Below are 25,451 nucleotides of genomic sequence, written 5' to 3'. Positions count from 1 at the left end.
CTTCAAGCCAGTCGCCGTGAACAATCTTGAAGGCGTCGAGTTTCATCGTGAACTGAGTTACCTGCTTGACGCATTCGATTCCCTCCCAGGCCGGGTCGACCAGGCGTTCGACTCAACCTGGAAAGCCCTCGAACTTGAGACGAGTCAACTTCATGGCGGGCATGTTACTGGTCGTTTAGAATCTGCGGCACTTAAAGTGGATCCGCTCATAGTCGCCGAGATATGTGCTGGCGTTCCAGTTCAGACTTGTGAGTACGCGTACAAGCGGCTCATTGTCGAATTTTTAGATGGGGAAGCCCAGTTCGGTCTCGTGAATCGAGTGAGAGAACGGGCAACGCCAGCAATTCTTGAACTCCTGGACTTCATGAAGATTACTTATGGGATCGACCCACCGGAAGCTCGCCGGAAGGGCGCTTTGCTTTTGCGTCGTGCGCTAAGGGGGGAAGTGCTCAAGATAGGTCCAAACCCGACCTTTCAACTGGACGAAACGTCTCGAGCTCGATTCTTGGTGCTGCTGGTTCTATACACGGCGCGCAATGAGCGTTTTCATGGGTCATCCTTCTCACCGTTTGTCAGTAGCGACGCGAGTTTACGAACGTACACTCACCCGTTCTTCGCGTTCCTAGCTTCGTATTACTTGCTTCTGGCCCTGTGGTTTGAGACGCGATCGGACGCGGTAATCGCCTCGCGGGATGAAGTTCTCGAATCTCTCCGGGCTAATCTTCAAGTAGCCCGGTCTGTGTTCGGAAACCATTGGGAGAAATGATGGGCAATAATCTTGACCGAGGCTTACGGTGGGTCGGCTACGTGGTGGAGTTCCGTAGCGGATTAACCTCTGGTGGTAAGAAGTAGACACGCGAGGTCATCAGTGCGGGCGAGGAAGGCACACCATTGTCGAGACTGACGGAACTGCTTCGGCAGGCGCGCAAGGCCGATCCGCAACTCGGTGCTGATCTGGAAGCAGAGATCGCCGCGCTCACTAAGCGTCGCACCTTCGGCCTCGTCTTCGAGCAGCATCAGCCCGAGGCCGTCGAGCTGCCCGGCAGGCCAGTGCGACGCGGCGACAAGGTGCGCGTGCTTCCGCCTCGTGGGGAGACGAAGACCGGCGACCAGCGGCTGTGGCGCGTCACGCGGATCGAACGGGTCGACGGGCAGCGCCTGGCCCATCTCGCGGAGCTGGACGCCGAGGAGCCCGAGGCTTGCTCTGTGCCCGCAGACGACGTGGTGGTCGTCGCGGAGTTCCGGGATCGCATCTACCCCGGCCTGGTGGAGACGGGCAGGGTCGAGCCAGGCGGCGACAAGCCGTTCCACACGGTCATCAACGCGGAGAATTACCACGCGCTGGAGATGCTGACGTACACCCACCGGCACTCCATCGACGCCATCTACATCGATCCGCCGTACAACACTGGCGCCAAGGACTGGAAGTACAACAACGACTACGTGGAGTCAGACGACGACTACCGGCACTCGAAGTGGCTTGCCTTCATTGAGCGGCGCCTGAAGATCGCTCGCGAGTTGCTGAAGCCCGATGACTCGGTACTCATCGTCACGATTGACGAGAAGGAGTACCTGCGGTTGGGCCTGCTGCTGGAGCAGACGTTCCCGGAAGCGCGGGTCACTATGGTGACAAGTTCCATCAACGCCGCTGGAGCAACCCGGAAAGGTACCTTCGCCCGCTCGGCTGAGTATCTCTACTTCGTCCAGTTCGGAGAGAGTCGCCCAGTTGCACTTCCGCTTGAAGATGAGTGGAATCCGGTCCGCACGAAGAACAAGCAGGACATCTACTGGAGCCGTCTCATCCGTAGCGGTGCGGACTCCTCGCGGGCGGACAGCCCCAACCAGTTCTACCCGATCTTCGTGCGGGACACCGCCGAGGGGCCCGTTTTCGAGGGAGTGGGGGACGCCGTCATCGGTACGGAGCGCGGCGATGTTCCAGTCCCGGACGGTTGTGTTGCAGTGTGGCCTATCCGTAAGGACGGAACCGAAGGCCGCTGGCGTGTCGGTCCCGCTGTCCTGCGAGGTCTGGTCGAGGCCGGACATGCTCGCCTTGGTGGTTGGCGCGGGGAGAGCACGACGGTCTACTACCTCAAGCAGGGCGAAGCCAAGAAGGTGCTCGATGGCACCTTCCCGGTACTCGGGCATCGCCCAGATGGCTCGGTGGTGACCGACTCCTCCGACTACCGTCCGCGATTCGTACCAACCGACCTCTGGCGTATCACCAGCCACGACGCGGGCAACAGCGGTACGCGACTCCTTGCCAACCTATTGCCAGGCCGCAGGTTTCCCTTCCCGAAGTCCTTGTACGCGGTCGAGGACGCCCTGCGATTCTTCGTGGCCGAGAAGCCTGGAGCGAAGGTACTGGACTTCTTCTCGGGCTCGGGTACCACGGCCCACGCGGTGATCCGCCTGAACCGGGAGGATGGCGGGCGTCGTCAGTGCATCTCGGTCACCAACAACGAGGTCTCGGCTGACGAACAGACGAGACTCCGTAGGCAAGGCTTGCGCCCTGGTGATGCGGACTGGGAGGCGTTGGGCATCTGCGACCACATCACGAAGCCCCGACTCACGGCGGCGATCAGTGGTAAGACGCCGGAAGATGCGCCAATCAACGGCGAGTACAGGTTCAACGACGAGTTCCCCATGTCGGAGGGTTTCGTGGAGAACGCGGCCTTCTTCACGCTCACGTATGAGGCACCGTTGTCGGTACGGCATAACCGGGCGTTTGAGCGCGTGGCTCCGATGCTGTGGCTGCGTGCGGGCTCACGCGGTCGGATCATCTACGACCTGGGCGAGGACGGCTGGGACGTGTCCGAGTCCTATGGCGTGCTGGAGAACCTGGACCAGGCGGATGAGTTCGTGGCCGCGGCGAGTGCTCGGGAAGGCATCGAGATCGCGTACGTCGCCACGGATGACGACAGCGCCTTCCAGATAGTGTGCCGCGAACTGCCCGGCAAGGTCGTCCCGGTGCGGCTGTACGAGTCCTACCTCCAGAACTTCGAGATCAACTCCGGGCGGAGCCTGTAGATGCGATACACGCTGAAGGACTACCAGGCCGACGCCGTGCGTGACGTGCTGCGAAACCTGGACCGCGCCCGCGATTCTTACCACCGCTACGGCGCGAAGTCGCAGTTCTCCCTCGCAGCGACAACGGGTGCGGGCAAGACCGTGATGGCGGCTGCGGTGATCGAGGCGCTGTTCTTCGGCAGCGATGAGTTTGACGTGGCACCTGATCCTGGCGCGGTCGTGCTGTGGTTCTCTGACGACCCGGCGCTGAACGAGCAGTCGCGTGCTCGCATCCAGGCCGCGGCAAGCGAGTTGGACCACCGCCTGCGCGTGGTTCCGACGACGTTCTCCGAGCCCTCGTTCCGTCCCGGCAACGTCTACTTCCTCAACACACAGAAGTTGAGCAAGAACTCCCGCCTGGTCAAGGGCGCGCCGGATGTCAACGGTGACGAGACGCTGCCCGGTCTGGAGCGCCGTCCCGACGAGGTCCAGTCGTCCATCTACGACACGATCACAAACACCATCGCCAACGAGGACCTGACCCTCTACCTCGTGCTGGACGAGGCGCACCGCGGCATGGGGACGCGCGCACGCGAACGGTCCACCATCGTGCAGCGACTCATCAACGGCCAGGGCAGCGTGCCTGCAATGCCGGTCGTCTTCGGCATCTCCGCCACGGTTGAGCGGTTCGAGAGCGCGATGAAGGACGCCAAGGGCCGTGACGCCCTCCCGTCGGTGCAGGTGGACTCCGCGCTAGTCCAGGCCTCGGGACTCCTGAAGGACGACATCGCCCTGTCGATCCCTGCCGAGGACGGCGCGTTCGAGACCGTGCTCCTGACCAAAGCCGTCGAGAAGATCAAGGCCTCCGAGAGCGCGTGGCAGGACTATGCACGCGAGCAGGGCGAGTCCAAAGCCGTTCGCCCACTGCTGGTGGTCCAGGTCGGGGACAAGCCCTCGCAGGAGACGCTCACCCGCACGCTGGACACGATCTACGAGGCGTGGCCGGAGCTGCCTTTCGACGCCGTGGCGAACGTCTTCGGAGAGCACACGGACCTGACCATCGGACAGCAGGTCGTGCCGTACATCGAACCGCAGCGGGTCCAGGACGCCACGCACGTACGTGTGCTGCTGGCCAAGAGCGCGATCTCGACCGGCTGGGATTGCCCACGCGCCGAGGTGCTCGTGTCCTTCCGGCCAGCCAAGGACCGCACCCACATCACGCAGCTGCTCGGACGGATGATGCGCACACCGCTCGCCAGGCGCATCCCCGGCAACGAGCTGCTCAACTCGGTGGACTGCCTGCTGCCGCTCTTCGATCGCAAGACCGCGACGGGAGTCGCGGAACTGCTGATGAAGGGCGCGACGAGCAAGGACGCCGACGAGGGAGAGGACGGCGGCGGTGGCCTCGGGCGCCGGGTGCTGTTCGACCCGATCCCGCTGCACCCGAACCCGGCGATCGCTCAGGCCGTGTGGGATCGGTTCGCGGTCATCACCTCGGTGACGATCCCGAAGAAGAACGTCAAGCCCATCCGTAGACTCACCGCACTGGCGACGGCGATGTCGAAGGACCACCTTGTGAACGAGGCCGTGGAACAGGCGCACAAGCACCTCCACGCCGCGCTCGACGGGCGCGCGGTGCAGTACAAGGAGAAGATCGCGAAGGCACGCGAGGATGTGCTCACGATGGAAGGCGAAGAGGTCCGAGGCCGGATCGGCGGCGGGTTCTCCCACCGCGCGTTCTCCGTCAGCGCTGACCCCCGCGCCATCGAAGACTACTACCGAACTGCCACCCGTGTGTTGAGCCCGGCGTTGTGCGCTTCCTACGTCGATCACCTGGTCGGGCCAGACGGTGACGAGGACGAACTCCTCGAAGCGCACATCACCGTCGCCTCGCTCGGGCGTGTGCCCGAGATCGCGCAGGCGGTCGAGGCCGAGGCAGATGCGCTGGCCCGTGACTGGCTCACGCAGACCCGCGTGGCTCGGAAGGGGTTGAGTGACGAGCGCCAGGCCGAGTACGACGGTCTGGAGTCGATGTCCACGACGCCAGAACCGATCAGCCTAGCTACGCCGAAGAACGGCCAGGCCGATACTAAGGTGCGCCACCCGGACGGCTCCGAGGAGGACCTGCCCACCCGTGAAATGCACCTGCTCGCATCCGCGGACGGGACTGTCCCGATTACCTTGAACGAGTGGGAGCGCAAGGTCCTCGACTCCGAAGCCGCGCAGCCCGGCTTCCAGGGCTGGTACCGCAACCCCGACCGCACGGCGAAGGAATCCCTCGCCGTGGCCTACAAGGACGAGGTGGGCGACTGGAAGGCGCTGCGCCCGGACTTCATCTTCTTCGGCACCAACCACGACGGCAGCGTCGCCGTGGACCTCGTAGACCCACACGGCCACCACCTCTCCGACGCCCTGCCAAAACTGCGAGGACTGGCCGACTTCGCGGAGCGGTTTGCGAACGACTTCCGCCGCGTCGAGTCCGTGGCTGAGACGGGTGGCGTGCTGCGCGTCCTCGACATCACCAAGCCTCGCGTGCGGGAGGCGATCCGCGATGCCCAGAGCGCCAAAGCCCTGTACGAGTCGGATTTGGCCAGTGACTACTGACCTGCTCACCCAACCCGCGCCCGTTCCCAGCGTGCGGGCCGGTATTCGCCGCGCAGGGAGGCAGTGATGATGGGAGAGTCGCAGCGGGCGGCCATCCAAGCGGAGGTGGCTCGCGTTCACGAGAGCGCGGTCTTCTCGGCGCAGGGCCAGTTCGAGGCGGCCAAAGCGTGGAGGGCGCTCCATTGGACGCTCGGTGTCCTTACCGCGGCGCTGAGCACGCTGGCTGCGGTGCTGACGTTCGCTGCCGATGCTCAGGTCGCGTCAGGAATCCTGGCGGTGGTCGCGGCCATTGCTGCCGCGGTACTGACGAGCAGCCGTCCCGACAAACTTGCTGAGCGGGCCGTGGCTCGGGGCAACGACTACACGACATTGCGGAACGACGCACGGCGTGTGCTGCATGTGCAGGTTCCCAACGATGAGGTCGGTGTTCTTCGGGAAGCGCTCGACGGACTTGCCGGACGTGCTTCCGATCTCGATCACACGTCAGACCCGATTCCTCGCTTTGCCTACAATAGGGCCAAGCGGAACATCGAGCGGGACGGTGGGCAGCAGTTCGAGGTTGATGCCTCGTGAGTGCGACAGCACTCTCCACGTTGGAGTCGCTGATCCGCACGATGACTCCAGACGAGGCAGCGCGCACTGCGGCTGCGAAGCACCGCAAGGAGATCGAGGACTGGCTCACGTCCGACCTGGGCATCATCCGCATGCGCGAGACAGGCTCATGGCATCACGGGACTGCGCTCGACAGGTTCAGCGACGTGGACTACTTCGTCTCGATGCGCGACAGTCGTCCCTCTGGCTCCTCTACGGCCCTCGAAGACCTGCGCGCATCGCTGTCGCGCGGCATACAGGGCGCGTTCGTCTCAATCGACCGTCCAGCCGTGCGCCTGCGCTACTTCGATGACGGCCCCGATGTGGAGATCACGCCCGCCTACTACCAGGACACCGACGATTACGACATTCCCGATCCTGACAGCACCGGATGGATACGCAGCAACCCGGCAGTCCACCTGGAGTACGTAGATCGGGCGCAGAAGGAGACTGACGGTCGCGCCAAGGGGCTCATCCGTCTCGTGAAGACCTGGAAGTCCTGGAACAACGTCCCGCTCTCGTCGTTCTATCTTGAGATGCGCACTGCGCAGTATGCGCTCGGCAACAAGCCGATCATCTACGACTGGGACCTTCGCGACATCTTCAAGAGTCTCGCCAACAACGGACTCCGGGAGATGAACGATCCGACCAACTACGGGCGGCGGATCACGACAGGCACGAGCAACCTCGCAGAGTCGATCACCGCGAAGTACGCGGTCGAAGAGGCCGCGCGCCTGGCGCGGCTCGCGCGCGAAGCCGCGGAGGCCGACGACCATTCCACCGCCATCCGTCATCTGCTCACCCTGTTCAACTGCGAAGCGTGATCGTGTCACGCAGGCATTGCATTGGCGGAAAATGGCGCTGCGCTGTCATCTCGCCACGCGTTGCCAAGGGCCTTAGAAGGGCGGTGGAGCAAGGTGTTCCAGCAACTCTCGAAGCGCGGCTTGCTCGGCGGCTGGGCGAACAGACTCGCGGTGCCGGAGCCACTCGGCTGTCTCGCGTACGGATTCCTGATCGGCGTCAGGGAGCGAGGGTCGGGTGGACTCTCGCACACGCGCTACTTGCTCATGCAAAGCGTCCGCGGCATCGGGCATTGGGTCGATTACTTCGAGCCCGTCCCTGATCGACCGAGGCGTTATTGTCGGGTGGCCGTCGGGTGCGAACCACAACCCGCGTAGCAGCCCGATTCGATAGCCAGCAGGCCAGACGCTCAGGTCATCGGATTCCAGACAGGGGTCGAGACCGTCCCACTTCACAACGAACGTCTGTCGCATCACACGCTGCCCCACTGCGACCCCAAGTTCCTGCTGATGGTGTGTCTCAATAGCGGACAGGTTTGCGGCCTCCAAGCGGCGGCGCAGGTCGCCCGAGTGGAACGTTGCGGGCTGCTCAACGAGGTCCCGAATCAGCAGGGATGGCCGTCCTTCAGAGAACAGGCCCAGACGGCGCACGGCCCATCGGGCCCAAGTCAATCCTCCGTCTAACGCCAGGTCCACCATTTCGTCGCGTATGTCCGGCATGCCGGCACGGCCGTGGCCGCCGCCAAACTGGTTCCTAACGAGGCCGAGGCTAGCAGCAATCTTTCGAGCCTGGGAAGCAGCTCTAGTGAATTCGCCGCCCCGTGCAAGAGCATGGCCAGGTTGTTCCGCAAGGAGGTCGTGGGCACGTCCGATGCTCTTTTCGTACGAGTCGTTCGGCTGTGCAGGTTCGCCTGCGATGTCAAGCGCGACTCGGGCTGTCGCTTCGACGACGCACTTGATATCGCTTAGTGCCTGACCGTCGTCAGCTGCGTCCAGTGAGCGATGCAGTCGTTCCAGTTCGATGGTGATGCACGACCAGTGCTCGTCACCCAGGAATTGCGGGCGCTGAATCTGGAACCGGTCATATCTTTCCGCTGGCACGCTGCCTCCTAGGCCTTCAGTCTTGTCCCTGAGTCTGCCAGCGGACAACCGCTGACGTCAGTCTGGGGTGGTGCTAGTCGAGTCGGAACAAGCCCTCCCGGACACCAGCACAGTCGCAGAAGCCGTCTGCCACAGAAGGGGTCTGCACACACGCAGCGCGAGGCTAGGCGTGTGTCCAATACTTGCAGGAATCCTATGCGGTCAGCGAGCAGTTGGGACTGCCGCACATTTAGGTGACAGTTGGGGGTGTCAGGCCGCGAGGCTCACGGCCGGGTTCATGATGGTCTCGTATTCGATGGGGGTCAATCGGCCCAGACGGGCCTGTCGGCGGCGTCGGTGATACGTCCTTTCGATCCAGGTGATGATTGCGATTCGGAGCTCTTCTCGGGTCCGCCAACGCTTACGGTCCAGGACGTTCTTCTGTAGCAGCGCGAAGAAGGACTCCATGGCGGCGTTATCGCCGGCAGCACCGACCTGGCCCATGGATCCGATGAGGTGGTGACGGTTCAGGGCGTGCACGAACTTCCGTGACCGGAACTGACCGGATTCAACTGGTCGTTGCAACACCGGCTTCTTGGAGAGACTTTAGCTGCTCGTTCAGTGCCTCGGCAGGTGTCTTCCACCCCAGGCTCTTGCGTGGACGAGTGTTCAGCGTGTGCGCCACGGCGTTGATCTCGTGTGCCGACCAGCGTGACAGGTCAGTGCCCTTGGGGAAGTACTGACGAAGCAGGCCGTTCGTGTTCTCGTTGGTGCCGCGCTGCCACGGTGAGTGCGGATCGGCGAAGAACACCGGGATGCCTGTCTCGACACGAAACGCTATGTGCGCGGACATTTCCTTGCCGCGGTCCCACGTCAGTGAACGCGTCAACTCCACCGGCAGACGTGTCATCGTCGTCGACAACGCGTTCTTCATCGTGATCGCGCCGTACCCGGCCAGGGCCGGCCCATTTTTCACTGATTCCTTGTGCCGATAGCCTTCCTCGCGGGGCAGGTGAACGAGCATCGTGTAGCGGGTGGTGCGCTCCACGAGCGTGCCGATCGCGGAGCGTTCCAGCCCGATGATCAAGTCGCCCTCCCAATGGCCCGGCACTGCACGGTCGTCGGCTTCAGCAGGCCGTTCACTGATGAGCGCTTCGGGCGTGACGTGCGCCCACGTCGTGCGCTGCGCGCGCGCCCGCGGGGCGCGCAGCGCACGCCCGGTGCGCAGGCACAAGATGAGTTCACGTTTCAACGCTCCTCGGCCTTGGATGTAGAGGGATTGATAGATCGCCTCGTGGCTGATGCGCATGGACTCATCATCGGGGAAATCGAGGGGCAGGCGCCTACTGATCTGCTCCGGGCTCCACGCGCGCACCCACGCCCGGTCCTTGCGGCGTGGCTTGTTACGGCCCGTCCATTTCTCTACCGGCGGCCCGGCCACGACGTTTCCGTCCTCGTCGACGATGTGGCCGCTGAGTCGTTGCTCAACGTACTCGCGCAACCGCGGGTTCGCCACGAGCTTGGCTTCCTTCGGCCGCCGCGCTGCCATGTCGGCCTTCCACTGCGCGACCGACGCGCGATAGTCACGCGTGAGGCCCCGTGTCGCGGCGTTTCGGCGTAACTCGCGCGAGATCGTTCCTGGGTCGCGGCCGATCGTGCGCGCGATCTGCCGCACACCATGACCTTTCGCGACAAGAATCGCGATCTCTTCACGCTCGGTGAAGCTGAGGTAACGCCCTGACGGCGTCGGCGGCATGAACGGGCGCATCCCACCATGCTGGCGGTACCAGCGCGTCGCGACCGCAGGGGCCACGCCGATGACACGAGCCGCTTCCTCTGCCAGCAATCCCAGCGCTATCTGATCCCAGAACGCTGACTCGACATCCCGGCGGTACTTCGGATGCCCCGGCGACCGCAGCTTCGGTCTGATCGCCCGATCCGCTTGCCACTGTCGACGCGCACCCGTCGGCACCGCTGATTCCTCTGGATCTCGTCCCACCACACACCCTCACGATCAGGGTGTTGCGACAACCAGTTGAATCCGCCCTGAGAGCCTCTATCCGAATGCACGATGCAACCGGCGGCGTCACGGCGTCGAGATACCGCGTTGTCCAGGGCATTCACCGCGAGACAAGCCTTCATCCGGTCGCTCATCGAGTAGCCCACGATCCGGCCGGAGAACACGTCCTTGATCGCGCAGAGATAGAGCTTGCCCTCGTCGGTCCAGTGCTCGGTGATGTCGGTCAGCCACAGCTCGTTGACGTCATCGGCGGAGAAGTCCCGCTTCACAAGGTCGTCATGGACGGGCGGTCCAGGGCGCTTCCCGTTCTTGCCGCGCTTCTTTCCGAACACGGACCACCACTGGTTGTCCCGGCAGATCCTCCACGCCGTCCGCTCACACATCACCTCGCCGGACTCTGCGGCTTCACTGACGAGGAACCGGTAGCCGAACTCGGGGTCGTCGCGGTGGGCGTCCAACAGTGCGTTTGCTCGGTAGGCCTCGGTCAGCTCGGCTGTGGTGACCTGCTGGTGCCGCCAGCGATAGTAGGGCTGACGGGAGAGCTTCAAGACCCGCAGGGACACCGCGACGGGAATGTTGTCAGCGGCGAGCTCGCTCACGAGCGGGTACCACCTTTTCCCGGCAGGTTCGCCTGGGACAGGTAGGCGGCAGCACGACGCAGGACCTCGTTCTCCTGCTCCAGCAGCCGGTTCCGGCGGCGTAGCTCGCGTAGTTCCGTTGAGTCTTCACGGGTCTTCCCGGGGCGATTGCCGTCGTCGATGTCTGCTTGGCGGATCCATTTGTGGAGCGTCATCTTGTGGACGCCGAAGTCCTTCGCGATCTGCGCGATGGTGACGCCGTCCTCGCGGGACCGGGCGACTCGCACGACGTCCTCGCGGAACTCCTGGGGGTAGGGAGCGGGCATGGTGCACATCCTTCCAGGCCGCCCAGTGGGCAAGCCAGATCAGAGGTCACCTATCGGTGCGGCAGTCCCTATTGCCTGACGGGTCGCTTCATTCATAGTCGCCTCCTTGCGGAGGCATGGAGGAGTTTTCGGCAACTGCTTTCATGAGCGCGGCTTGGCCGTCGCTTCCGACAGTGCCAGGGATCGCGCGTATTGCATCGATTGCGCGTTCCACGGCGAATCGCGTTCGCAGTGCCGACACAGTTTCATCGCTCAGTCCGCTTTTCACGGCGTTAGCGAGTCGAGACTGTGCTATGCGAGCAGCATGGGAGGGGGGCATGGAAATGAGCCCTTTCATCATCGCCATTGTGGCGACATAGAAACCAGTAGTCGTGTGTGGCGACGTGGCCTCTCTCTCCCTCTTGCCCTTTCAGGGTACCCCTTCCTGAGGGGTGGAGCAAGCATTACTCCAGGTCAGAGGCTTGTTTGGGCTACGGGCGGGGTGTGTTACTTTCGAACTCACCAGGGAAGTTTCTGCGTTGGCGGTGCGCAAAAAAATTCTGGGACACGCGCCGTTGCGTGTCCCAGGTGGAGGTGGGGTGAGGCACCGAAGAGTCAGTCCAGGACTCTCGCTGTCGGTGTAATCGTTACTGTGCTGGAGTCGAACCCCTTGCGTCCTCGGGGATGAGGGTGGATGTGCACCGTGCAGAGAGCCCGTATCACCGATCGCTTTGTCGCGAGGTCGGCATCATCGAACGCTGCGACTGGGTCGTCTGCGTCCAGGACGGAATGAGGCCCGGTGCCCGTTGATAGACGAGACCGTTCAGCGTCGAGTGCAGCGATGGACACCTCGGCCTTGTCGCGGATGCGCTTGAGGTCGCGGCCCTCGATGATCTCATCGTCGTAGTCGGCCTGCGCCCTAGCGATCCGTCCGCGATGCATTGTGATCTCGTCGGAGATGGCTCGAAGGCGCGGGTGATCCGGTGTGGGAACGATGTTCTTGAGGTCCGGACGAGCAAGACGAGCGCGGATCGTCTCGACCACATACGTGTCGATGTGCTCGCGCAGCCGCATCACATGCCCTTCGCAGCGATACCGCATACTGTGCGCGCGCACCGGTTTGCCGCACACCTCGCCGGTGTCGGGCTCTTGCCAGCCGCAGAGGTACAGGCCGGACCCGAGGTGACGGCGGTCAGTGCCCACTCGGTTCGTCGCTCGGTTCGGATCGTCGAGGCGATCTTGAACCGCCCACCAGGTGGCCTCTGGGACCAGAGAGTCCCACTGACTGCGGATGGGGTCACCGGAGTCGGAGCGCAAGATCGTGGCGCGCCACGAACGTCGCTTCCCGCCATCAGGTTGGATGGTGGGTGGAGAGTACGTTGAGTAACCGGCGTACCGCGGGTTCCGGAGGATGCCGAGAACGGTCGACGGAGCCCATGGTCCATCGTCTGGCACGGGTCGGGGTGGGAGCCCGTCCGCCGCCCTCCTCTCGTTGCGCTGCAGTGCGAGAGTCCGTGAGTGTCGGGGGAGTGGTGGCACGCTGGGAATGTCGGGGCCGCTCTTCCCGGATAGTGCCGCTGCGATGGCTCGCAAAGAAGCGCCAGCAGTGAATGCCTGGTAGATGGCCTCCACTGCCCGCGCCTCGTGAGGGATGACCTCTCCCTTGAGGGTGTATCCGAGCGGACGCACGCCCTTCGGGGGACGCCCCTGCTCTGCCCGCTGCCGTTGGGCACGACTCTGTCGCTCGGCTTTGACCTCGATCTCGTTGCGCGCAATCGCGGAGAAGAGATCTGCGCTGAGACGTCCAGCAGCGGTCGTGCAGTCGATGTCGCTTCCCTTGGCGAAGGTCAAGAGTATCTCGTGACGCTGTGCTGCCTCGATGATGCGCACCCCGTCCGCACGATTGCGCTCCAGACGGGGCCACTCCTGAGCGACGACGACGTTGATGAGCCCACGTTCGATGTCGGTGAGGAGGCGCTCGAACTCGGGACGCCGCAGCTTGCCGACGCCAGAGATGTCGTTGTCCTCATAGACCCCGGCAGGGCTCCATCGCCTAGCCTTGATGAGAGCCTCGGCGTCCTCCCTGTGGCGGTCTACCCCCAGGCGAGTGTTCTCGCGGTCCTGGGAGACCCGCAGGTAGATGGCAGCCCGCCGAGGCTCAATGCTCATGGGGCCAGTCTACGCCAAAGGTTATTCGGCTACGGAACGCGGGTCAGCTGTCGTTTCACAACCTCGCATATATTGGTCTGTTGGTCGAGCGATTCGCGATGTCGCACTGTCCTCCAATTACAGCAGAGCCGGTCATCCGTTCTGCTCAGGTGGGTGTCCCTGGTCATTCTGGAGGGCTTCCGTTGGGACAAAGTCGTTGAGTCTCGCAAGGCTAGGTGCCGCGAGAGGCGCGAGGGCTCGCTGAACTACAGCCTTCGGTCCCCGAAACTCGTGGACCGCAATAACCATCTCTTCCCACACGTGCGAGTGGTACTCAACTCGCGCCTCGCCCTCCCACTCGAAGCTCGCGACGACTTCAAAGCTACGGTGGTCTCGGCCTGTCTTGTCGGGGATGACCGTCAACCCCGCCTCGGAAAGTAGCTTCTCCATCCAACCTGAGTTGTAAGTCGCCACGATGACAAGACGCTGCCGCAAAATGTCGCGAATGGCTCTCCGGGGAACTTCCCACAAGTAGAAGGGGAGTGTTTTGGAACTGTAGACGTCCGCTTTGTCGTCGGGCAAAGACGTCAGCGAAATACTGTTTCGGTCGCCTATCTCCTCATGGATAAGGCCCTGGACTCTTTCGATCAGCGGGGCGGACTGAATGCTTTCTTTCGAGACTCCGGTACTGTCATATATGACGGAGTAACCGACAAATCCGCCGAGTTCGAAATATGCGTATCCCTCACGCCTGGCGTTTCGGATCGCATGCCGCAATGCCTGCCAATGAGGCTGTTCTTCGTCCGGAAGCGAGAGCGAAAAAACGTGGCGATCGGCGATCTTGGTTGACTTGTTGAGGGGGGCGTTTTTGCTCGCGGTCGCTATATCCGGCTCTTCAGAGTTGAGTGTGGGCGCGCCGGTGATGCGGGGTAGCTGGGGATAGACGTCGAGGTCCCCGATGATGAGCGGACTCTTACCTCTGCTCGCACCAAGGACCTCGACGATGCCCAACCATAGTTGCGTATGCCCTGACGCGCTTGATCGCTGCGTCCGATGCGACGTTCTCCTGGACTTCCCTGGCCTTCATCTGGTGGCCGTCTCGAAGGCCCGAGCCGGACTGTTGCTTGAGGTTGAGTCCTGCGATCCAGTGACCGGATGCCCTGGCTGCGGTGTCATCGCCACTGGTCACGGCCGAGTGGTGGTCGAGATGATCGACGCGCCATGGGCTGGCCGACCGGTGCGGATTCGGTGGCGCAAGCGCCGCTGGATCTGCCTCGAGAGCGTTTGCGCGGTGACGACCTTCGTCGAGCAGGACCCGGAGGTCTGTGCACCGCGTGGCCTGCTGAGCACGCGCGCGATCCGCTGGGCGATCGGCCAACTCCGGCGCGAGGGAGCGACGATCCAGGGCCTGGCCCGCCAGCTCGGCACGACCTGGAACACGCTCTGGTCCCAGGTCCGACCAGTCCTGATCGAGGCCGCGAACGACCCGTCCCGGTTCGAGGGCGTTCAGGTCCTGGGCGTGGACGAACACATCTGGCACCACCGGGACCCGCGCCGGCGCGGACCGAAGGAGCTCACCGGGATGGTCGATCTGACTCGCGGCACCCACCCCACCGCCAGACTCCTCGACCTCGTCCCCGGCCGATCCGGCAAGGCCTACCGAGACTGGCTCGACGAGCGCGGCGACGAGTTCCGCAAGCGGGTCGCGATCGCGACGCTGGACCCGTTCCAGGGCTACAAGAACGCGATCGATGACCAACTCGAGGACGCCACCTGCGTGCTGGATGCGTTCCACATCGTGAAGCTCGCCGGGGCTGCAGTCGATGACGTCCGCCGCCGGATCCAGCAGGAGACCCTCGGCCACCGAGGCCGCAAGGGCGACCCCCTCTACGGGATCCGTCATGTTCTCCGCGCCGGACGGGAACGCCTCACGCCGCGCCAGCAGACACGTCTGGCCAGCGCATTCGCGGCCCACCCCGATCACGTCGCAGTCGAGGTCGCCTACCAGTGCGCCCAGGACCTCCGAGACGTATTCCACCAGCCCACGCCCGCCCAGGGACGCCGCCTCGCCGAGCAGCTGATCGCTGCGCTGCCGTCCTGCCCGATCCCAGAGATCGCCAGGCTCGGGAAGACCCTACGCCGCTGGCGGACAGCGTTCCTTGCCTACTTCGACACCGCTGGCGCGAGCAACGGCGGCACAGAGGCCATCAACGGGATCATCGAACTCGGCCGCCGCATCGCCCGCGGCTTCCGGAACTTCGAACACTATCGCCTCCGAATGCTCCTCATCACCGGAGGCCTCGACGCCTCACCCCACACTCAACTCTGAAGAGCCCTATATCCATTCGTGCAAGCTGGCGCTCGACCCGTCGATCGGCGCGAAACCGGCGAGCCGGCTGCTGGTCTCGCCCCGCTTCGCTCGCTCTGGCTTCCGCGCCAAGAACCGGAAACGGCTCATTTCCGATTGCGGTGACATTCAGCGTCACGATGTTGTCGCCATCTTCATTGATGCTTTCATCGACCCGTGTAGCCTTGATTTTTACAGTTCGGTAGTCCGCCTCGGCATCCTGGCCGGTCGGTCTGACAAATGTGATGTCTCCGACGCGGAGTACGTTAGTGACGTCGTGTACGACGGGGATTCCCCACTCAGAACTTGTCATCCCGCGGGCGAATTGGAAGGTCCCTCTGTGTCCGTCTGACCATGATAGCGGGATCGGAACCGGCTCGTTTTTGGCTAGTGCGTATATGACTTGCCGATTGAAGAGCAGTCCGCTCCACGCAATGGCGTCTCCCAGGCGTCGTGACTGCCAGCGAAGCCATCTCAATTGATTTAGATGGTCTAAGTTGACCGTGCCCTTAGTGTTTCGTTGCTTGGCTTTTCGGATGGCTCCTTGCAGCTCGATTTGCAGGTCGAACAGACTTTCTTGCAAATCGAGATGGCCCTCCAGTCCGTCGGCTAGGAAGTTCTTTACTCCAATTTTGTCTGCCAACTTCTCTAGGTTCGTAACGTAGCCGATTATAGCTTTTTCATCTTTGTTCATGGCTGCAATTCCCTCAGGGGTGCGTGGTGGTGAGGCGTTTGGGCGGCGTCTGTGCGCAGTCAAACATCGAGTTCAACTTCCAGCCGTCGTCCACTAGGCATACTTCTTGATAATGTGCGGCTCGCCGCGCCCTGGCTCCCAGATCTCCCAGCCGATCTTCTCGTCCAGGTCGCCGAAGTAGCCCTGGACGCCGAGGCGGTGGACGCAGAACCACCAGGCTTCCAGCTCGTCCGCGATGCGGCCCCGCAGTCGGGCCTCGTGCTCGTTCAGCGCCTGATTGTCTCCATAGGGGACTTCGGCGAACTCTCGCTCTGTGGTCCTCACGTGGAACTCGACTCGCTCCCAGTACTCGGACGGTGGATCGTCCGAGCCGAGCTCGTTGGTGGCGAGGACGTCCAAGTGGTGGAAGCGCCCCGACTTCCCGTACCGAGCGAACGTCGCGAAGAGAAGCGGGAGCGTGGTGCTCCCGCTGATCCGATCAGCGAGAGTCTCTGCGTGTCCGGTGTGGGTGGACCGCGCCAGGCCGCGTTCGATCGCCGTGTCGAGCAGCTGACTTAACCTCTGGATGTCATGGCCCCAGTCGTCCTTCAGCGTCTTCTTGGAAGGCCATGAGCCCGAGGCCTCGACCTCGTTGCAGCCGAGCATGACCTTTATGGCCTTCTCCACGCCGATGCTACCCAGCGTGAATACGCCATCACCGTGCAGGGAGACGAAGCGAAGGCTTCGGATCGCCTCCACGGAGTCGCGCAGGAGGTTGCGCACTGACCCGGCCTCCTCAAGGAGCGCGAACCCCTGACGCGTCGACAACGCCGGGTGCAGTCCCGGTCGGCGCCCCTGCGACGGGCTCAATGCCATTCCCTCGGTCCTCCTCGCGCGCCTGTGGTCGTCCTCTTGCTCAGGATAGGCGTGTGACGGCGCATCATGAGCGACGTACGCTCGTCAAAGCGCGAGACGCTGTCGCCAAAGGTTATTCGGCTACGGAACGCGGTGGAATTTCGTTTCGCCGTATAACCTCTGGCGTCGATTGAGTGGTCTGACCTGCCGATGCGATGACTAAAATAGGTCAGCAGTCACTGTATAGTTCAGTGCATGTTGACCATTGCTTCACGCCTCGACGTCATGCACCGGCTCGGCCGAGCCATGGCGGACCCGACGCGATCCCGGATCCTGATGACCCTGCTCGACGGCCCGAGCTATCCGGCGGTGCTGTCGCGCGAGCTGGAGCTGACCCGGTCGAACGTGTCGAACCACCTGACCTGTCTGCGCGACTGTGGCATCGTGGCCGCCGAGCCCGAGGGACGGCAGACGCGCTACGAGATCGCCGACCCGCACCTCGCTGCGGCGCTCACGGCGCTCGTGGATGTGACGCTGGCCGTCGACGAGCACGCGCCATGCGTTGATGACCAGTGCCCGGTGCCGGGCTGCTGCGGGACGGGGGCAAGCGCATGAGCGCGGCGTGCGGCTGCGACGAGCCCGAGACCACGGTCGGCGAAGCAGTTGAGGAGGTGCAGGAGCGACCCTGGTGGCGGGACCGCGGGATCATGGTCCCGGTCCTCTCCGGCGTCGCTTTCCTGACCGGTCTCGTCCTGGAGTGGTCCGGGCTCGAGATCCTGGCGCTGGTGCTGTTCTGGCTCGGTCTGCTGTTGGGAGCATCGACGTTCACCCCGGGCGCGATCCGCAAACTGTTCAAGCGCAAGCTCGGCATCAGCCTGCTGATGACGATCAGCGCCATTGGCGCGGTGATCCTCGGCTACGTCGAGGAGGCCGCGGCCCTGGCGTTCCTGTACTCGATCGCTGAGGCGCTGGAGGACAAGGCGATGGACCGCGCCCGCGGCGGGCTCCGGTCGCTGCTCAAGCTCGTCCCTGAGACAGCGACCATCCGCCGCGACGGCGCGTCGGTCGAGGTCGCCGCGAAAGACCTCCAGGTGGGCCAGCTGATGCTGGTGCGGCCGGGCGAACGGATCGCGACCGACGGCGTCGTGGTCACGGGTCGTTCGAGTTTGGATACGTCTGCGATCACTGGAGAGTCGATCCCGGTCGAGGTCGAGCTGGGAGATGCAGTCTCGGCCGGTGCAATCAACTCCGCCGGCGCGCTGGAAGTCGAGACGACCGCGGCGGGCACCGACAACTCGCTGACCACGATCGTGGAGCTCGTTGAGCAGGCGCAGGCCGAGAAGGGAGACCGCGCCCGCCTCGCCGACCGCATCGCCCGACCCCTCGTCCCTGGTGTGCTCGTCCTCGCCGTCCTGGTGGCGCTGATCGGTTCGCTGTTCGGCGACCCCGAGCTGTGGGTCACTCGCGCCCTGGTCGTCCTCGTGGCGGCGTCGCCGTGCGCGCTGGCGATCTCCGTGCCGCTGACCGTGGTCGCCGCGATCGGCTCGGCGAGCAAGTTCGGCGTGATCATCAAGTCCGGTGCCGCGTTCGAGCGCTTCGGCGTGATCCGCCACGTCGCCGTCGACAAGACCGGCACCCTCACCCGAAACGAGCCCCTCGTCACCGCCGTTCTCACCGCCGACGGGACCACCGAGGCGCAGGCGCTGGCGTGGGCGGCCGCGCTGGAGCAACACAGCACCCACCCGCTCGCGGCCGCGATCACCGCCGCCGCGCCGGGGGCCTCAGTAGCCGAGGACGTGACCGAGCAGGCCGGGCACGGCATCGAGGGCAAGCTCGACGGCGCGCGGATCACGGTCGGCAGCCCCCGCTGGCTGGACGCCGGGACGCTCGGCGACCGGGTCGCAGGGCTGGAGGAGCAGGGCATGACGGTCGTCATCGTGCACCGCGACGGCGAGCCGGTCGCTGCGATCGGCGTCCGCGACGAGCTGCGCCTGGAGGTCCCGGAGGTCGTCCGCACGCTCGCCGCGCAGTGCATCGGGGTCACGATGCTCACCGGCGACAACGCCCGCACCGCCCGCGCTCTCGCGGCGCAGGCCGGGATCGAGGACGTGCGCGCCGAGCTGCGCCCCGAGGACAAGGCCGCTGCGATCGCTGAGCTCGGCCAGCATGGTTCGGTGGCGATGATCGGCGACGGCATCAACGACGCCCCCGCCCTCGCCGCCGCGGACATCGGGATCGCGATGGGCGCGACCGGGTCGGATGCCGCGATCGAGTCGGCCGATGTCGCGTTCACCGGGCACGACCTGCGGCTGCTGCCGCGCGCGTTCGACCATGCCCGGCGCGGACGGCACATCATCAACCAGAACATCATCCTGTCGCTGCTGATCATCATCGCCCTGCTCCCGCTCGCCCTCTTCGGCGTCCTGGGACTCGCTGCCGTGGTGCTCGTGCACGAGATCGCGGAGGTCATCGTGATCCTCAATGGCTTGCGCGCGGCCCGGACCCGGAAGGAGCAGATCGTATGAAGGTCGAACTGCTGCACATCGTCGACTGCCCGAACACGGCCATCGCCGAAGCAAACGCGCGCGCCGCGCTGGATGCCGCCGAGCTCGCGGAAGTGCCCATCGAGCTGGTAACGATCCACACCGAGACCGAAGCGGCGAACACCCGATTCGGAGGCTCGCCCACGATCCTCGTCGACGGCGTCGACCTGTTTCCGACGCAACCGGTTCGCTCGCTCGCGTGCCGGGTCTACGCGACTGAGCGCGGGTACGCCGGTGCACCGACTCCGTCTCAGATCGAGGAGGCGTTGCACGAGACCTATCGTTGACGTCGAACGCAAGCTGTCGGTCCCGGACGCGGGGCCGAGCGCTTCACTGCACACCTCAAGAGGGTGGTATGTACCGGAAATCGGTGGAGTGGAGATTCGCGCTGTAGGGATTGGTCGCCGCGCGGAGCATCGTAGTGAGCGCGGGTTAGTCGGCTGACGCGCCTCGGGCAAGCAATAGCCGTAAGTGCTTCAGGAACTGCTTCTTGTAGTGGCAGGATCGAGCCATGGATGTCCTCGCGCTGGTGATCTCGGCCCTGTCGCTGCTGATCGCCGGAGTCGGCACTTACCAAGCGAACAAGCGCGCGAACGAGGCACTCGCCGAGTCGCGCAAGGCGGCCGAGGACGCACGCTGGTTCGCGGTGCAGGAAGCCGTGCAGCGCCTAATCGGGTTCGATCCGACGGCCGAGCCGGTGGGGGAGCGGCTCGCCAACCTGCGCATCACGTCGATCGCGCTCGTCGACCAGCTCGACGGCTGGGATGGTATCGACTCGTGGCTGGAGGCCGAGCGCACGCTGGGCGCGACCATCGGCCGCCAGGTGATGGAGGCCGCCAAGCCCGGCGACACCGTGGAACGGCGGCTGGAGAACCTCGACCCGCTGATGACCTGGGCACACGTGCTGAGCAGCAACCTGCGCCACTTCAGATCGGTCGGCCACGACGCGGTTGCTCTTGCCAAGCTCAAGGCCAATGCCGAGGGGCAAGTCGTGACCATCCATGAACGCCACGGCTGGGATCTGCCGCCGCAGACCAACCCCCGGATCCAGCCGCTGGAGTAGGCGGCGGGAGGCGACCAGGTCTTAAGGGTTGCTCAGCACGGTGAACGACGTCGCCGTGTACTTGGGCTTCACCTCTCCACCGGGACCAGTTGCCTCTGTTACTGCCACATCGACTGAAACTGACATGCCAGTGCGGAGCGTTGCGGTGTTCGCCGTTGGGATCTTCTTTGCGTCGATCTTGACGATCTCGCCGTCCTCGACTTCCAGCTGCCAAGCGCTGATCTCGCTAACGGTCCGCAGGATGCCGCGGATCGTGGTCGGTTCGAGTTCGAGCTCCCGCGACGCGATGAGCTCGCCAATATGGGCTAGTTCGGCCGTGGAGAGGCGCGTACGAGGGCGCGGCTGGCGCGGCTGGGACCAAGTGAGGTCCGGCTCGAAACCAGATTTCACCAGTCCTGTCGAGAAGTCACGCAAAGTTGTGGCGACGCGCGGTCCGTACTCGCGGATGCGGGTCAAGAAGTCGCTGGTGTCGGCATCTGGGCCGAGGCGACGTCCGTCTTCGAGCAAGCCCAGCGCTCGCTTTAGGGCGGTGTCGACTAGCTGAGGTTCTGCATTGTCGTCACCGAACAGACCGACCTGGCCATCGGGCGAGATCTCGTCCGCGGGGGAAGTCGCCGGCACGATCTGCAGGATGAGACTTCCCGGCCGTGGTGAACCGTTGAGGTTCAATCGGGTCTTCGAGACAACGTCCGCGGGCGGTTGCCCACGCAACGACTTGTGCCCCTTCACCGCGAGGCCTGTCGCAAGCACCAGGCGCTGAAAATTGCGAAGCGTGTCAGCAATCCCGTCGATCGCTCCCGAGTGGATCGTGATTCCTGGCCCAGTCAGGCGCAGAGACCCTGAAGAAGCGTCGCGCCGCAGCAAGCCGTGCTCAGCGCGCAGAGTCTCGATGCTCATGCGCGCAAGATCATCTGCGTCCTGCCACTCAGCTTCGCCTTGGACGTTGGCCTTGAACTGCTCCCAGTCAAACGCCATGGAAACCGTCCAGAGTCACTTCGAAGTAGCCGCGCTGCGGTAGGGCATCCGGCCGTTGCGGAGGATCTTCCTTCGCGCCGTTGCGCTTGCGCATCCAGAAGTCATCCCAGTAGCCACGATTCAACGCATATGACTGGTGCTCGACTGAGTGGGCGCGGTCCGCCTCGGGGAACACGTGCCATAGGCAGTATCGAGTATCAACGCGCAGGCCCGTCGCTGGCCGGACCTGGTTCATCCCGAACATCTGCAGGATGTACCGATCCTTGGGGTCGGTCACCTGGTCAACGAGCACGTCTTCGCCCCAGTAGACGAGGTCGATGTCGTCAGGATCGATCTTGTCGGTAAGGAAGCTGCCACCCACCCATACGCACACCACGGGGACGACAGAGCGGATGCCGTCGGTAGCGGACTCGAAGTGCTGCCAGATCTCGGCGCGGGTCGCCGACTTCGCGAACCGGGGATCGTCAACGTAGTGGGATTTGATCTCTTCCAACGACGCGCCGAATCGGCCCAGCGGAAGCAGGCCCGTCTGCTCGTCAAGTGCAGGCAGCACCAAGTCACCTCCCTGTGGGTCGCAGTCACCTGTCATTATGTCCTATCAGGGGCTGCCGACAGAGGCGGACGCGAGATCGGGTCGCGTGCCCCCGCTGCCCCACCTTCTGCGTCTCCGGAAGGGGCGAGGTGGGGGCCGAGGCGATGCCAGCCAGACACGCAACCACAGGTTGGTATGTGCCGGAATGCGGTGGAGTTCCGCTTCAACGTGTAGGCTCTATGCCAGAGGCGGAGGCGTAGCGGAGTTACTGCATTGATCGAATTAGATACTTTAACTCTCGTCAATTCTACTCTGCGCGAATAGTTAAGGAGACCCCGTGCCGCTTCCAGAGGGTATTCGCTCACAGGCGGTGGAGTATGCTCGAAAGGACTTGCCGGGTGACCTGGCATGGCATGTCGACTATTTTAACTTCATCGGTGACCTCGAGCTTCGCAAAAGGCTCGGGCAGGAGTTTTACGCGGCCAGGTATTTGTATAAGCTCTGGGAAGGCCTTCGGGTCGACGAGCCATGGGCGATTCAAGCTCAGGTTCAATTGCAGGTTCAACAGTACGCATCGATTTATGAAGCCGCAATTCACTACCTTCTCTTCGTTGAGGCGTCTGGCGAGCCTGTCGTTAAGGCCTTACCTGAATACCGCGCGCTCGTGAAGCGGGAGCTCCCGGGGCATATTATGGATCGAATTCGCAAACTTCCTCAGGCTGATGCTACGGATGTCATTGGTGCCGTGTATGCAACGCGCCGCACCCAGGAGTCGAAGATTCGATTCGACAGCAAGGTTGCTGCCGCCGTGACGCTAGGCATGATTAGTGATGGCCTCGGTCATGAGATCGCAGGCTACTACACGGCTCGCAACTACATTCACATCCATGCGGAACTCCGTCAAGAGGATTTTGATTGGCAGATTGAGTTTGCGCGCGATGCTTACAGGCGCCTTGGGCCGTTTAGGGAAGAGGTCTCAGCTTGGCTCTCAACCCGCAAAGAGCGTGTTTGAGGATTGGGCCCAGTGAATACGTCGAGACCCTGTATGGGGTCGCGCTCTTGGGCTGGGGGTCGTGACGTAGTGGTCATCTCATCGGGGTGAAGGGGCGGGCAACTGGGTGCATGGTGGAGCATTCAAAATGCTATCTCGCAGCCAGAGACTCCATGCGTGTCTTGATCCGTCAGCTGTCAAGGTTGTGCCAGGCATCCCCCAGCACCCAGCGAATAGCGGAGATCCGCCCTGAGAGGTAGCCCCATGCCCAGTCCGACTCCACATCCTTCGCCAGCTCTTCCACGCCGTACTGTTCCTCGACTCGGCGCTTTGCTGCGAGTATTCCAGCCTTGATGTCATCGGGCCAATCGTAGAGATCCACGTCCTCGTCCGCCGGTTTACGTCCGTACCAGAGTCGATCCATGAGCGCTGACTCAACCTCTAGGATCTCTGACACCCGTCGCAGCGTGCTTGTCCCAACATCGTGCTTGAACGCTAGATCTAGATTCTGCTCAACGAGCCGAAGGAGCTGTGGCTTCTCCCAGATGCGGATCCTGAAGGGCGGATTGTTTGAGCGTTGATAGTCCGCGATCCAATCCTTAGCCCCGTTGGTTAGATAGCCGGATGCAATGAAGAGGAGCGCTGACGGGCGCTCAGCGCTGGCCCAGGCGATTGCCCCCTGAAGCGCTTCCGGAGGAACGCCGCGCTTGTAGTGCTTGCAATCGACGAACCAGCGCTCCTCGTACTCGTGCCCGTCAATGTCCCTCATAGACCGGCGGGCGACGATATCTCGACCACGGTCGGACGGCGACGCAGCGAGCGGGGTCCCCTTTCTCCAATCCACATTGGAAAAGCCACTCTCGGCCATGAGGTCGAAGCAGAACTCTTCAAAGTCCGTGGGCGATAGTGCTTCGAAGTCGAGGGAGCCGAGGGTGAAGTCGTGCTCGGACTCGGCGACGGCCATCGCATCATCGTCGAGTGGCTGCTCGGGCACCTTTTCCATACGGCCAGTATATGAAGCGCCACACGCGAGGGAAGCCCGACGTCGACTCGGCTTGCTACTGGCAGTCGTCTGCGATTACCCGGTGGTCGTGACGTTGGGCTAGTTCCTCACGATCGGCGGTTCGGGACGCCCTGGCTCCCAAATCTCCCAGCCGATCTTCCTGCCCAGGTCGCCGAAGCAGCCCTGGACGCCGAGGCGGTGGACGCAGTACCACCAGGCCTCCAGCTCGTCCGCGATGCGGTCCCGAAGTCGGACCTCGTACTCGTCCAGCGCTTGGTTGTCTCCGTAGGGGACTTCGGCGAGCTCGGGCTCTGTGCTCCTAACGTGGAACTCGACTCGCTCCCAGTACTCAGATGGTGACTCATCCGAGCCAGGCTCGTTGGTCGCGAGGATGCCTAGGTGGTGGAAGCGCCCCGACTTCCCGTACCGAGCGAACGTCGCGAAGAGAAGCGGGAGTGTGGTGCTCCCGCTGATCCGATCAGCGAGAGTCTCGGCATACCCGGTGTGGGTGGATCGCGCCTGGCCGCGTTCAATCGCCGTGTTGAGCAGCTGGCTCATCTTCTGGATGTCGTGGCCCCAGTCGTACCTCAAGGTCGCCTTGGAGGGCCAGGAGCCCGAAGCCTCGATCTCGTTGCAGCCGAGCATGACCTTCATGGCCTTCTCCACGCCGATGCTGCCCAGCATAAACACGCCATCGCCGTGCAGCGAGACAAAGCGAAGGGTTCGGATTACCTCCACGGAGTCGCGCAGGAGGTTGCGCACTGCCCCGGCCTCCTCCAGCAGCGCGAACCCCTGGTGCGTCGACAACGCCGGGTGCAGTCCCGGCGGCGGGCTCGATGCCATTCCCTCGGTCCTCCTCGTGCCCCTCTGGTCGCCCTCCTATCCAGAAGGGGCGCATGATGGCGCTCCATGAGCGGGGTGCCTTTGCCGCTGCGCGAGTCGCTGTGACCAAAGGTTACTCGGCTACGGAACGTGGTCAAATTTAGATTTAATGTCTAATAAGGGCCTCTGACCAGGGATTTTATCTTCTCGGCCTCCGGTTGGGTTCGATGGACAGGTTCCGCTTTACCATCAGGTGCTAAGCGTTTGTCCCGCTGACCTGGGACTTTGATCGGTCTCTGCGGAGCTCTCGCAGAGGCCGATTCTCGTTGTCGCATTGCGGTAGCGTCTCTGGCGAGTGGCTTCGGCTGGGCAGTTCTGCGGCGGGTTCAAGTTGTTCGACCCGCGATCTCGCGGAAGGTGCGCTGACTCAAAAATCTGTCTGACTCATAAGTCGGTTATCCAACAACGCTTTGGTTCACTGGGGCAGGTCTCGTTCCGCCAGAGTGCGAGTGATT

Annotated in this window: 20 protein-coding genes and 2 pseudogenes; 11 read left to right on the top strand and 11 right to left on the bottom strand. The window is 63.4% G+C overall.

Annotated elements, in window-relative coordinates; all coding sequences use genetic code 11:
• The first annotated feature begins 16 nt into the window (after positions 1–16).
• The 5 genes from P8S73_RS03990 to P8S73_RS03970 all read left to right on the top strand — a co-directional run bounded on the left by P8S73_RS03990 (position 17) and on the right by P8S73_RS03970 (position 7,025).
• Entirely contained in the window at positions 17–766 is a 750-nt protein-coding gene (locus tag P8S73_RS03990; protein ID WP_396350522.1) for a hypothetical protein, read from the top strand.
• Between the two features lie 125 nt (positions 767–891).
• Positions 892–3,027, top strand: a complete 2,136-nt coding sequence (locus P8S73_RS03985; protein WP_290147449.1) for a site-specific DNA-methyltransferase — start codon at positions 892–894, stop codon at positions 3,025–3,027.
• Positions 3,028–5,610: a DEAD/DEAH box helicase gene (locus P8S73_RS03980; protein WP_290147451.1), complete on the top strand. Its 2,583-nt coding sequence runs from the start codon at positions 3,028–3,030 to the stop codon at positions 5,608–5,610.
• A 66-nt stretch (positions 5,611–5,676) separates the two neighbouring features.
• On the top strand, positions 5,677–6,183 hold the full coding sequence (locus P8S73_RS03975) for an SLATT domain-containing protein (RefSeq protein ID WP_290147461.1): 507 nt from the start codon (positions 5,677–5,679) through the stop codon (positions 6,181–6,183).
• Positions 6,180–7,025, top strand: a complete 846-nt coding sequence (locus P8S73_RS03970) for a nucleotidyltransferase (protein WP_290147453.1) — start codon at positions 6,180–6,182, stop codon at positions 7,023–7,025. The genes P8S73_RS03975 and P8S73_RS03970 overlap by 4 nt, the downstream gene beginning before the upstream one ends.
• Before the next feature lie 1,326 nt (positions 7,026–8,351).
• On the opposite strand, the pseudogene P8S73_RS03965 reads toward P8S73_RS03970, so the two are convergent.
• The 5 genes and pseudogenes from P8S73_RS03965 to P8S73_RS03945 all read right to left on the bottom strand — a co-directional run.
• A pseudogene (locus tag P8S73_RS03965) lies at positions 8,352–8,642 on the bottom strand (IS3 family transposase); the annotation flags it as partial.
• Between the two features lie 7 nt (positions 8,643–8,649).
• The gene (locus tag P8S73_RS03960) at positions 8,650–9,849 is read right to left on the bottom strand and encodes an IS30 family transposase (protein WP_121240541.1); all 1,200 of its coding nucleotides are present in this window, start codon (positions 9,847–9,849) and stop codon (positions 8,650–8,652) included.
• Positions 9,850–10,127: 278 nt separating this feature from the next.
• Positions 10,128–11,005: pseudogene (locus P8S73_RS03955) on the bottom strand (IS3 family transposase); the annotation flags it as partial.
• Between the two features lie 594 nt (positions 11,006–11,599).
• Positions 11,600–13,153, bottom strand: coding sequence for a recombinase family protein (locus P8S73_RS03950; protein WP_290147788.1), 1,554 nt, complete (start codon positions 13,151–13,153; stop codon positions 11,600–11,602).
• A gap of 132 nt (positions 13,154–13,285) precedes the next feature.
• Positions 13,286–14,143 carry a hypothetical protein gene (locus tag P8S73_RS03945; protein ID WP_396350521.1) on the bottom strand — a complete coding sequence of 286 codons (858 nt, stop codon included), beginning with the start codon at positions 14,141–14,143 and terminating at the stop codon, positions 13,286–13,288.
• On the opposite strand from P8S73_RS03945, the gene P8S73_RS03940 reads away from it, so the two are divergent.
• A complete protein-coding gene (locus P8S73_RS03940) occupies positions 14,136–15,461 on the top strand; it encodes an ISL3 family transposase (RefSeq protein WP_396350500.1) in 1,326 nt (441 codons plus the stop codon). The genes P8S73_RS03945 and P8S73_RS03940 overlap by 8 nt on opposite strands.
• On the opposite strand, the gene P8S73_RS03935 is transcribed toward P8S73_RS03940, so the two are convergent.
• Positions 15,421–16,173, bottom strand: coding sequence for a hypothetical protein (locus P8S73_RS03935; RefSeq protein ID WP_396350520.1), 753 nt, complete (start codon positions 16,171–16,173; stop codon positions 15,421–15,423). The two genes, P8S73_RS03940 and P8S73_RS03935, sit on opposite strands and share 41 nt — an antisense overlap.
• Before the next feature lie 93 nt (positions 16,174–16,266).
• The gene (locus P8S73_RS03930; protein WP_290147790.1) at positions 16,267–16,935 is read right to left on the bottom strand and encodes a hypothetical protein; all 669 of its coding nucleotides are present in this window, start codon (positions 16,933–16,935) and stop codon (positions 16,267–16,269) included.
• A 327-nt stretch (positions 16,936–17,262) separates the two neighbouring features.
• On the opposite strand from P8S73_RS03930, the gene P8S73_RS03925 reads away from it, so the two are divergent.
• From P8S73_RS03925 to P8S73_RS03910, 4 genes are all read left to right on the top strand, one after another.
• On the top strand, positions 17,263–17,622 hold the full coding sequence (locus tag P8S73_RS03925) for a helix-turn-helix transcriptional regulator (protein ID WP_112234787.1): 360 nt from the start codon (positions 17,263–17,265) through the stop codon (positions 17,620–17,622).
• The gene (locus tag P8S73_RS03920) at positions 17,619–19,532 is read left to right on the top strand and encodes a cation-translocating P-type ATPase (RefSeq protein WP_290147792.1); all 1,914 of its coding nucleotides are present in this window, start codon (positions 17,619–17,621) and stop codon (positions 19,530–19,532) included. Before P8S73_RS03925 ends, P8S73_RS03920 begins: the two co-directional genes overlap by 4 nt.
• Positions 19,529–19,837, top strand: coding sequence for a hypothetical protein (locus P8S73_RS03915; protein ID WP_012397801.1), 309 nt, complete (start codon positions 19,529–19,531; stop codon positions 19,835–19,837). Before P8S73_RS03920 ends, P8S73_RS03915 begins: the two co-directional genes overlap by 4 nt.
• A gap of 224 nt (positions 19,838–20,061) precedes the next feature.
• A complete protein-coding gene (locus tag P8S73_RS03910; RefSeq protein WP_290147793.1) occupies positions 20,062–20,613 on the top strand; it encodes a hypothetical protein in 552 nt (183 codons plus the stop codon).
• Between the two features lie 21 nt (positions 20,614–20,634).
• Here P8S73_RS03910 and P8S73_RS03905 read toward each other — a convergent pair whose 3' ends face one another.
• Together P8S73_RS03905 and P8S73_RS03900 are read right to left on the bottom strand one after the other, a co-directional pair.
• Positions 20,635–21,588 carry a hypothetical protein gene (locus P8S73_RS03905; protein ID WP_290147795.1) on the bottom strand — a complete coding sequence of 318 codons (954 nt, stop codon included), beginning with the start codon at positions 21,586–21,588 and terminating at the stop codon, positions 20,635–20,637.
• Entirely contained in the window at positions 21,578–22,141 is a 564-nt protein-coding gene (locus tag P8S73_RS03900; RefSeq protein ID WP_022925102.1) for a DUF6932 family protein, read from the bottom strand. The genes P8S73_RS03905 and P8S73_RS03900 overlap by 11 nt, the downstream gene beginning before the upstream one ends.
• 316 nt (positions 22,142–22,457) lie before the next feature.
• On the opposite strand from P8S73_RS03900, the gene P8S73_RS03895 reads away from it, so the two are divergent.
• The gene (locus P8S73_RS03895; RefSeq protein WP_290147796.1) at positions 22,458–23,132 is read left to right on the top strand and encodes a hypothetical protein; all 675 of its coding nucleotides are present in this window, start codon (positions 22,458–22,460) and stop codon (positions 23,130–23,132) included.
• A 169-nt stretch (positions 23,133–23,301) separates the two neighbouring features.
• Here the strand turns inward: P8S73_RS03895 and P8S73_RS03890 are convergent, their stop codons facing one another.
• Positions 23,302–24,114, bottom strand: coding sequence for a restriction endonuclease (locus P8S73_RS03890; protein WP_290147797.1), 813 nt, complete (start codon positions 24,112–24,114; stop codon positions 23,302–23,304).
• A gap of 99 nt (positions 24,115–24,213) precedes the next feature.
• Positions 24,214–24,957, bottom strand: a complete 744-nt coding sequence (locus tag P8S73_RS03885; RefSeq protein ID WP_059280968.1) for a hypothetical protein — start codon at positions 24,955–24,957, stop codon at positions 24,214–24,216.
• Positions 24,958–25,451 lie beyond the last annotated feature (494 nt).

The sequence above is a fragment of the Kocuria sp. ChxB genome (assembly GCF_044359605.1).
Lineage (GTDB): Bacteria > Actinomycetota > Actinomycetes > Actinomycetales > Micrococcaceae > Kocuria > Kocuria rhizophila.
Note: the sequence above shows the minus strand (reverse complement) of the source record. Positions and strands in the feature narration are given on the sequence as shown.